This is a genomic window from Streptococcus sp. 1032 (genome assembly GCF_013277015.1).
In the GTDB taxonomy this organism is placed as follows: Bacteria; Bacillota; Bacilli; order Lactobacillales; family Streptococcaceae; genus Streptococcus.
Genome location: NZ_VMMD01000016.1, coordinates 45,840 through 53,916 on the forward strand (window position 1 = coordinate 45,840; position 8,077 = coordinate 53,916).

Below are 8,077 nucleotides of genomic sequence, written 5' to 3' on the forward strand. Positions count from 1 at the left end.
CCCCTTCCTACACTTCGTCAAATGAGTTCAATTTCATGATTTTCATCTTGGTATTGGTGCTTGGCTCCCACGTCATCCAGTAAGCTAGAGCAGCGTCCGCATGCTTCTTGGGTAGCAGGTCATATCGACTAATATTGAAGTGGTCTTTAAAGTCAATCTCAGCTTGTCTAAAGACTGACTGAGCGAATATTTTATCAGCATAAGCTGGACTGTCAATTCCACCAAGACAGGCGACTACTCGAGCCTTGCGCTTTTTCAGGAGCGACTGAGCGTAGCTTGGATGAATCGGTTGCTCACTCTTCAAATAGTCAATATCTTCCAGCATAGTAGCCTGCTGTTCACGCAATTTCTTCTGTCCAGTAAATAGAGCAATGAAGGCATCCTCGTCCAAGTCCTCACGGATAAATCCGCCCTGCTTACGAATAGCTGGCAAGACCTCTGATGTCACCCAGCGCTTGAACTCCTTGGCCTGAGGCAACTTGCTGGATAAGATAAGAGAGTAGAGACCAGATTCATTGATGATGATGGGGTTTTGATTTCTACCCATGGCGTCACGAATCGTTACCCCATCAGTCTTATCGTCATCATCTACATGGTCAAAAATTGCTTTTCTTGAATTTGCATATCCCAAGATATCTGCAATATCCTTCCCAACGAACCAAGGCTCATCATCAATTGTCAAAGTACGGACTTCCTGCCCGTGAAAATTAAAAATTTCGTTCATAATGTTCCTCTTCTTACTTTTCCTAGTGTTAAAATAGTTTCCCAAACATCTAGCCCCTCAAGACTATCGATCATCAGCTGATTAAGTTGGTGATTTTTCTTCTGCCAATTCAGTATTATTTTCTCTTGCATGTATGCACCTCTCAGTGATTTCTCCAAGGGTTCTCAATCCCTAAAACATCTGCAACTTTTTCCTTAACAAACTCACTACCTTTTCCATATTTCAGTAGCTCTGAAATAACTGATGATGCTACAGATACTTGTTTTGCCAATTCGGCTTGAGTCATATCCAACTCAATCAAACGAGTTTTGATTTTAGCCTTGATGATTTTTAGTTCTTTGCTCATATTCTTCCTTTCTAAATTTGATATAATGTAAATAAAACTCGCCAGAGCTATTTAAGTAAAGTATTTTGAAACGACTGTTTGACAGATACTATATGAGGCGCTTCACGGTTATCTATATAATCAACCTGAATAAGTGTCTCTGGAACTTCATCTTTCTTTGTTTCCCAAAAGATATTGATACCTCGAAGACCAATATCTTCTGCTTGAAAATCAATCCCATTCAAAATAACCCGTGGAATACTAGAGTCGCTATCTATCTTAATTTCTAAATTTTGAATTGGTAGTGATTTTTTTGATGGTTTACTCATCTCCCTCTCCTTTCTTTTAAAAAAATTATCTAAAAAGTTAGCGAATTTTCTTGACATTTTTAAATAAATGATTTAAAATCAAACCATAGAGAAAAGACCTACTAAAAGTAAGGTTCTACCTAGAAAAAACGGACGCCAATCAGTTTCATTAGGCTTTATTTTTTAGTTGTCTTATTCGCTAACTCTTTAGCTTACGAATATAATTTTAAATTATTTATTTAATTTTGTCAACAACTTTAATCAAATAATTTAATTATTTTTTCGTAATGCTTAGAAAGGTTGATAAATCAATGTTTCCAACATACGAAAAAATCAAAGAACTTGCAAAAAAACAGGGACTTTCTATAAATGCTTTGGAAGAAAAGCTTGGATATAGCAGAAACACACTATATTCCCTAAAAAAACAAAAAGCTAGTACAGAAAGAATGCAAGAAATCGCTGATTACTTTAATGTATCCTTAGACTACCTGCTCGGACGTACAGATAATCCAGCTATCGCTGGTAATTCAAAAGAGTACACATGGCAAGGGAAGACACTGAATGTTGAAGAAATGGCATCTAATGTCATGATGTTTGGTGGCCGAGAATTAACAGATGAAAAGAAGAAAATCATCCAGTCTATCATTGAAGGTTATCTCAAAGAAGCTGGTGATTAGAGGTGCTGCTTAGTGACCGAAAAAGAAATTATAAGTCATTTTCAGGTTCGCATTGTCGATTTTGACGGTGAGCTAATACCTGATGAACTTGGATTTTACGAAAAAGAAACCAACACAGCTTTCTTGTCTAACAAACTCAGCAAAAAAGAAAGGGTTAAGGTCCTACTGCATGAGCTAGGACACAAGGACCATACGCGCTCAGAGTACCAGAACGCTCGCTTACGCTGTGAAAACGAAGCTGATAGGAATATGATCCATCATCTCGTAAAAGACGCACTAGAAAGCTTAGACGACCCCACAGAATTTGATTACCTCAAATTCATGTCCTACTATGATCTAAAAACTATGACTAATGAAGTCATGGTTAAGGAGGAATATCTAGCATTGGTTAATTAAATGATATTGTGGGTATTTGGCTAGAGGAGGAAATTGTGCAAAAGACTGTTGAGAAAATACTGTTTAGAGTTGCTGGTGTAACCAAATATAAAAAAGCGGTTAAAGAAGCCTGTAATCTAATTGCTGAAGATAACGGAATCCCAGAATATGCAAAGTACTATAGCAATTTATCAACTAAGGAACTTAGAGAAGAACTTGAAGAATATGGCATGAAAGTTTTCAAATATCAAGATTTAGACTTTTTCAATATTGAGCTTGTTCCAGAAGTAGATAATAAGTATGATCCTAATGCTATAAAAGTTTTGATATTTAATAATCATGTAGGATATGTTCCTGCGACTGTTGCTAAAACAATACGAAAATATTTTGATAACAAAAAATATAACTTTGTAATAGAGGGAGAGATAAAAGGTGGACCATACAAAGAGTGGGATGATTTAAACGATAAGGTTATTACTAATAACGACTTAGATATTGGTTTTGAAATATATCTATCAGTTATTGATTCTACGCTAGAAGAAAGTAATGAAGTCTCACCGACGACTCCAATCGAAAATGTGGTGCATAAAAAGACTGAAAAAGAAAGCTCTGAATTGGCATTAGATGTTCATGAAATAGATTTGCGAGAAAAAGAAGAGCAAAGAAATATTGAGCCTGTGCTAACATCCGATGCATTAGAATTGAAAAAAGAATCAGATTTAGTACAATTATCAAAACCAACTATCCCTATTGAAGGAAACGCATTAAATATTGCTGATTCTACTCAATTTACTACTTCAGTTGAAACAACACCCAAAAAAGAAAGTCCTACAATTAAATCCATTATATTATCTATTGTCGGTCTACTCTTCTTACTTGCTTCCCTATCTCTACTGTTTGAAGGAAAAATTGGGCCATTCTTTATTGGGCTAATAATATCTTATATCTTAATAAGACCAATAATTAAATATATAAAAAAATAAACGGAGGAAATATTATGGCGTTATTTGGTAAAAAACAAAATGAAGTTTTAGAAATCGAACTTTTTACAGAGGAACCTAATGAACGAGTTTTTGAGTTTAAAAAATCAAAAACTGTTGTAAGAATCGATGATTATTTTATCAGGATTGCAAGAAAGTCAAATGTATCTAATGTTCTTCTTCATGGTCTTGATGGCGAAAAGTCAATTCTCCTCTCTGAGATTACAGCATACCAATTGAAAGAACCTGGCTCAACTGTTGGCTATCTTCAACTTGTTTACCCTGGTTCTTCTGATACAAAAGGTGGTGTGTTTGATGCCGTAAAAGATGAAAACACCGTAACCTTTACCAAAGATGAAAAAGCATCTATTTTGGAATTGAAGAAAGCCATAGAGAAAGCTTTAAAAGATAAAGTCAAGAAATAACAAAAAAGCCCCACAATCGCCCTCGCCAAAGTTTGATTGTGAAGCTTATCCTGTATAAAAATCAGCCATTAAAAAGGCCTCTTTTCTATACCCTATTTTACACCATGAAAGGGGTGATGTCAATATTCTCAATGTTTAGACCTTGTCCAGAAGCTGATAAACAAGGAGAATACAATGAAATATAATAAAACAAAATACCCAAATATCTATTACTATGAAACTGCCAAAGGCAAGCGATATTATATCAGACGCTCTTTCTATTTTCATGGTAAAAAGAAAGAGATTACTAAAAGTGGTCTCACAACTCTCCCCCAAGCTCGTGCAGCCTTGACAGAGATTGAGCAACAAATCCAAGATCAGGAATTAGGTATCAATACGAATCTAACGCTTGATCAGTATTGGGATATCTATTCCGAAAAGAGATTGTCAACAGGGCGCTGGAATGACACTTCCTACTACCTCAATGATAATCTCTATAAGAATCATATCAAACCCAAATTTGGTTCTATCCTGCTTAAAAATTTGGATAGAAATGAGTATGAACTATTTATCTCTGAAAAGTTGCAGAACCATACAAGATACACTGTTCAAACCCTCAATTCCAGCTTCATGGCATTGCTGAATGATGCCGTCAAAAATGGGAATCTGCTCTCAAATCGCTTGAAAGGTGTCTTCATTGGCCAGAGTGATATTCCTGCTGCAAACAAGAAAGTGACTCTCAAAGAGTTTAAGACTTGGATAGCAAAAGCGGAAGAAATCATGTCAAAACAATTCTACGCTCTGACCTATCTTACCATTTTTGGATTGAGAAGAGGGGAAGTCTTTGGATTGCGTCCAATGGACATCACTCAGAACGACAGCGGACGGGCTATACTGCATCTTAGAGATAGTCGAAGCAATCAGACCTTGAAAGGGAAAGGAGGGCTTAAAACGAAAGATTCAGAGCGCTACGTTTGCCTTGATGATATCGGAACGGACCTTATCTATTATCTGATAGCTGAAGCTTCTAAGATTAAGCGAAAGTTAGGAATTATCAAGGAACAACAAAAAGATTATATCACCCTGAACGAAAAAGGTGGTCTCATCAATCCAAACCAATTAAATAGAAACTTCAATCTAGTGAATGAAGCGACAGGATTGCATGTAACACCTCACATGATGCGCCACTTCTTCACGACTCAAAGCATTATTGCAGGGGTTCCTCTTGAACAATTAAGCCAGGCGCTGGGCCATACAAAAGTCTATATGACCGATCGTTACAATCAAGTAGAGGACGAACTTGCTGAAGCGACAACAGACCTATTTCTTAGTCATATTCGCTAAAAAAATCCCCACCAAAATCTCAAAAAGTCCCCGCCAATTCCCCGACCAAAATCCGAAAAATACCGAAAAATATCGAAAAATGATTTTTAGAATAGTCCCCAAAAGCCTGAAATAGAGCCAAAAAACTCCACCCGATTGGGTGGAGTTAAGGGAGATTATTATGAAAAAGAAAAGTTTAGGATATTTGTTACAACAAGTTAGGAGGTCTTCTTGTAACTGTCTATAGTATACCCGACCTATCTTAAACAAATCTTAAAAATCTCTTAGGACCAAACACTTTCTAAAATATTTGTTTGTTCACGACCAGGACCCACTGAGAAAGTAGAAATACGAACACCAACCAATTCACTCACACGACGAACGTAGTTACGCGCATTCTCAGGAAGATCTTCCAAATTACGAACTCCGGTAATATCTTCTGACCAACCTGGCAACTCTTCATAGATAGGCTTGCAACGTTTCAATTGCTCAAGACTAGCTGGATAGTAGTCAATACGTTGACCATCAAGATCATAGGCCACACAGATTTTCACAGTATCTAAACCACTCAAAACATCGATAGAGTTCAATGAAAGGTTAGTGATACCAGAAACACGACGGCTATGACGCATCACAACTGAGTCAAACCAACCCACTCGACGTGGACGACCAGTTGTTGTACCATATTCATGGCCGACTTCACGGATACGTTCTCCCACTTCATCAAACAATTCAGTTGGGAAAGGACCGTCTCCTACACGACTGGTATAGGCTTTACATACACCTACAACCTTGTCAATCTTGCTTGGCCCAACACCTGAACCAATGGTCACACCACCAGCCACAGGGTTTGAAGAAGTAACAAATGGATACGTACCTTGGTCGATATCTAGCATAACACCTTGTGCACCTTCAAAAAGCACACGTTTCCCGTTATCAAGCGCATCATTCAAAATGACAGATGTATCTGTCACATACTTCTTGATTTGTTGACCATATTCGTAATACTCTTCAAAAATATCATCGAAAGCAATCGCCTTACTGTCATACAATTTTTCAAAAAGACGATTTTTTTCAGCAAGATTACGTTCTAAACGCTCACGGAAAATATCTTTATCCAAAAGATCAGCGATACGAATCCCAACACGAGCAGCCTTGTCCATATAAGCTGGACCAATTCCCTTGATTGTAGTCCCAATCTTATTGTCGCCCTTAGCTTCTTCTTGCAAACGGTCTAACTCGATATGATAAGGCAAAATAACATGCGCACGATCAGAAATACGCAAGTTATCAGTTGTCACACCTTCCTCATGAAGATAGCTCAACTCTTTTACAAGAGATTTAGGATTTACAACCATACCATTCCCAATAACAGAGATTTTTTCAGGGAAGAAAATCCCAGATGGAATCAAGTGCAATTTAAACTTCTTACCATCAATCACAATCGTGTGACCTGCATTATCACCACCTTGGTAACGTGCAATCACTTCTGCATTCGCTGAAAGGAAGTCTGTAATCTTCCCTTTACCTTCATCACCCCATTGGGTACCTACAACAACAACTGAAGTCATAATCTTGTCTGAGCCCTCAGGCTCTTCCTTTCTCACATACATGGCAGGAATCTCACCCGCAATTATATCTTACAATTTATTATAAGAAAAAATCGCCTTTTTATCAAGAAGAAACAATAGAAAGATTTGCTATTTCCAACTATTAAAAAATGTTTTAGAAAAATTACCAGCTATTTATTGTTATATTGCCATGAAAAAGTAAGTTTGTTCGGAAATTAACTCAGACTATCTCAACAAGAAATAAAACCTTGTTTCATTATCATCTTTTCAAGATACAAACGATAAGCAACACGATAATGGTAAACGATAAAATCCCTACGACACCCAATGCCATATCTAACTAAATAATAAATCAAAAATTTAAAATGAAAATGTTCCCATTCCCAACTATTATCAAAGAAAGTAGCATACTCTTCTTCGATACTGTCATAGAAATCAGTCATCTGATCATAAATATTTTGTAGCATAAGCATACACTCCTTTACTTTTTATGAACTTATTCTAACAAAAAATTTTAATTAATCATTAATAATTCCTGAATTGTTAAAATACCAACCTCAACAAGAGAAAAAATAGGAAAAGTTGACAGAATAGAAACAAATTTACTACCTAAATTAGACTATTATAGACCTTATTAACTGCGTTAAATACTAAAAGAGACTGAGGTAAAAATCTTAAAATAAGAAAAACGCATAGTATCAAATTTTTCAAACTATCTTTAAAACATTTCTCAAAGATAACAAGAAAATTGTCAATGTCCTTAAACTAGCCTATTCTAACGCCAAACTAGAAGTCACTAATAATCCCATCAAACTTATCAAGCGCAACGACTTTGGTTTTCGGAACTTTAAAAACTTCAAAAAACGAATTATCATCGCTCTAAACATCAAAAAAAAGAAAGGACGAAATTTGCCCTTTCTCGAGATTAGCTTTTCTGGCTCTATAATATTTGTAGTGGGTAAATCCCCTATGGATATTATGGAGCCTATTTTATTGTAGAAAAAAAGTCCCATATCATCTATAATGAAAAGCGACCAAACCATCATTAGAAAGATTCATATGGAACAATTACATTTTATCACAAAACTACTAGACATTAAAGACCCTAATTTCTAAATTATGGATATTATCAATAGGGGTACACACTAAGATTCCTTTTAAGTGCTATCAGTGGTCGAAAATAATGGTAGCTGAGACTTCTATCGTCAAGAAAAATATCACTTGTCATTAGAGGCAAGACAGATTATTAATTACATAACAAAAAAAGAGGTCGAAACCTCCTTTAATTAACTACTCCGCCAGTAGGACTCGAACCTACGACATCATGATTAACAGTCATGCGCTACTACCAACTGAGCTATGGCGGAATAAAGCTAAGCGACTTCCATAT

Annotated in this window: 10 protein-coding genes, 1 tRNA gene and 2 pseudogenes; 7 read left to right on the forward strand and 6 right to left on the reverse strand. The window is 36.2% G+C overall.

What is annotated here, in order from left to right:
* Positions 1-7: 7 nt before the first annotated feature.
* From HT711_RS06170 to HT711_RS06180, 3 genes are all read right to left on the reverse strand, one after another.
* On the reverse strand, positions 8-724 hold the full coding sequence (locus tag HT711_RS06170) for an ORF6C domain-containing protein (protein WP_112445535.1): 717 nt from the start codon (positions 722-724) through the stop codon (positions 8-10).
* Between the two features lie 142 nt (positions 725-866).
* Entirely contained in the window at positions 867-1,070 is a 204-nt protein-coding gene (locus HT711_RS06175) for a helix-turn-helix transcriptional regulator (protein WP_112445533.1), read from the reverse strand.
* A 47-nt stretch (positions 1,071-1,117) separates the two neighbouring features.
* On the reverse strand, positions 1,118-1,378 hold the full coding sequence (locus HT711_RS06180; RefSeq protein ID WP_112445531.1) for a hypothetical protein: 261 nt from the start codon (positions 1,376-1,378) through the stop codon (positions 1,118-1,120).
* A 290-nt stretch (positions 1,379-1,668) separates the two neighbouring features.
* Here HT711_RS06180 and HT711_RS06185 point away from each other — a divergent pair, with 290 nt between their 5' ends.
* The 5 genes from HT711_RS06185 to HT711_RS06205 all read left to right on the forward strand — a co-directional run bounded on the left by HT711_RS06185 (position 1,669) and on the right by HT711_RS06205 (position 5,137).
* Positions 1,669-2,034, forward strand: coding sequence for a helix-turn-helix transcriptional regulator (locus HT711_RS06185; RefSeq protein ID WP_000484469.1), 366 nt, complete (start codon positions 1,669-1,671; stop codon positions 2,032-2,034).
* Positions 2,035-2,046: 12 nt separating this feature from the next.
* Complete coding sequence (locus tag HT711_RS06190) at positions 2,047-2,430, forward strand: ImmA/IrrE family metallo-endopeptidase (RefSeq protein WP_112445529.1); 384 nt, start codon at positions 2,047-2,049, stop codon at positions 2,428-2,430.
* A gap of 35 nt (positions 2,431-2,465) precedes the next feature.
* Positions 2,466-3,392: an HIRAN domain-containing protein gene (locus tag HT711_RS06195; protein ID WP_112445609.1), complete on the forward strand. Its 927-nt coding sequence runs from the start codon at positions 2,466-2,468 to the stop codon at positions 3,390-3,392.
* 14 nt (positions 3,393-3,406) lie between these two features.
* The gene (locus HT711_RS06200; protein ID WP_112445527.1) at positions 3,407-3,814 is read left to right on the forward strand and encodes a DUF4429 domain-containing protein; all 408 of its coding nucleotides are present in this window, start codon (positions 3,407-3,409) and stop codon (positions 3,812-3,814) included.
* Between the two features lie 174 nt (positions 3,815-3,988).
* A complete protein-coding gene (locus HT711_RS06205) occupies positions 3,989-5,137 on the forward strand; it encodes a site-specific integrase (RefSeq protein WP_173249871.1) in 1,149 nt (382 codons plus the stop codon).
* Between the two features lie 263 nt (positions 5,138-5,400).
* Here HT711_RS06205 and HT711_RS06210 read toward each other — a convergent pair whose 3' ends face one another.
* The gene (locus HT711_RS06210; RefSeq protein WP_001832534.1) at positions 5,401-6,687 is read right to left on the reverse strand and encodes an adenylosuccinate synthase; all 1,287 of its coding nucleotides are present in this window, start codon (positions 6,685-6,687) and stop codon (positions 5,401-5,403) included.
* 230 nt (positions 6,688-6,917) lie between these two features.
* Positions 6,918-7,154: a sigma(X)-activator ComW gene (gene comW, locus HT711_RS06215; protein ID WP_000940044.1), complete on the reverse strand. Its 237-nt coding sequence runs from the start codon at positions 7,152-7,154 to the stop codon at positions 6,918-6,920.
* Positions 7,155-7,383: 229 nt separating this feature from the next.
* Here comW and HT711_RS06220 point away from each other — a divergent pair.
* Positions 7,384-7,616: pseudogene (locus HT711_RS06220) on the forward strand (transposase); the annotation flags it as partial.
* A gap of 130 nt (positions 7,617-7,746) precedes the next feature.
* Positions 7,747-7,903 (forward strand): annotated as a pseudogene (locus HT711_RS06225) (ISL3 family transposase); the annotation flags it as partial.
* 77 nt (positions 7,904-7,980) lie between these two features.
* On the opposite strand, the gene HT711_RS06230 reads toward HT711_RS06225, so the two are convergent.
* Positions 7,981-8,054, reverse strand: a tRNA-Asn gene (locus HT711_RS06230).
* Positions 8,055-8,077: the final 23 nt, after the last annotated feature.

Coding starts and splice junctions, on each gene's coding strand:
- HT711_RS06170 (WP_112445535.1), bottom strand. CDS start 724: ATGAACGAAATTTTTAATTTTCACGGGCAGGAAGTCCGTACTTTGACA.
- HT711_RS06185 (WP_000484469.1), top strand. CDS start 1,669: ATGTTTCCAACATACGAAAAAATCAAAGAACTTGCAAAAAAACAGGGA.
- HT711_RS06210 (WP_001832534.1), bottom strand. CDS start 6,687: ATGACTTCAGTTGTTGTTGTAGGTACCCAATGGGGTGATGAAGGTAAA.
- HT711_RS06175 (WP_112445533.1), bottom strand. CDS start 1,070: ATGAGCAAAGAACTAAAAATCATCAAGGCTAAAATCAAAACTCGTTTG.
- HT711_RS06205 (WP_173249871.1), top strand. CDS start 3,989: ATGAAATATAATAAAACAAAATACCCAAATATCTATTACTATGAAACT.
- HT711_RS06180 (WP_112445531.1), bottom strand. CDS start 1,378: ATGAGTAAACCATCAAAAAAATCACTACCAATTCAAAATTTAGAAATT.
- comW (WP_000940044.1), bottom strand. CDS start 7,154: ATGCTACAAAATATTTATGATCAGATGACTGATTTCTATGACAGTATC.
- HT711_RS06200 (WP_112445527.1), top strand. CDS start 3,407: ATGGCGTTATTTGGTAAAAAACAAAATGAAGTTTTAGAAATCGAACTT.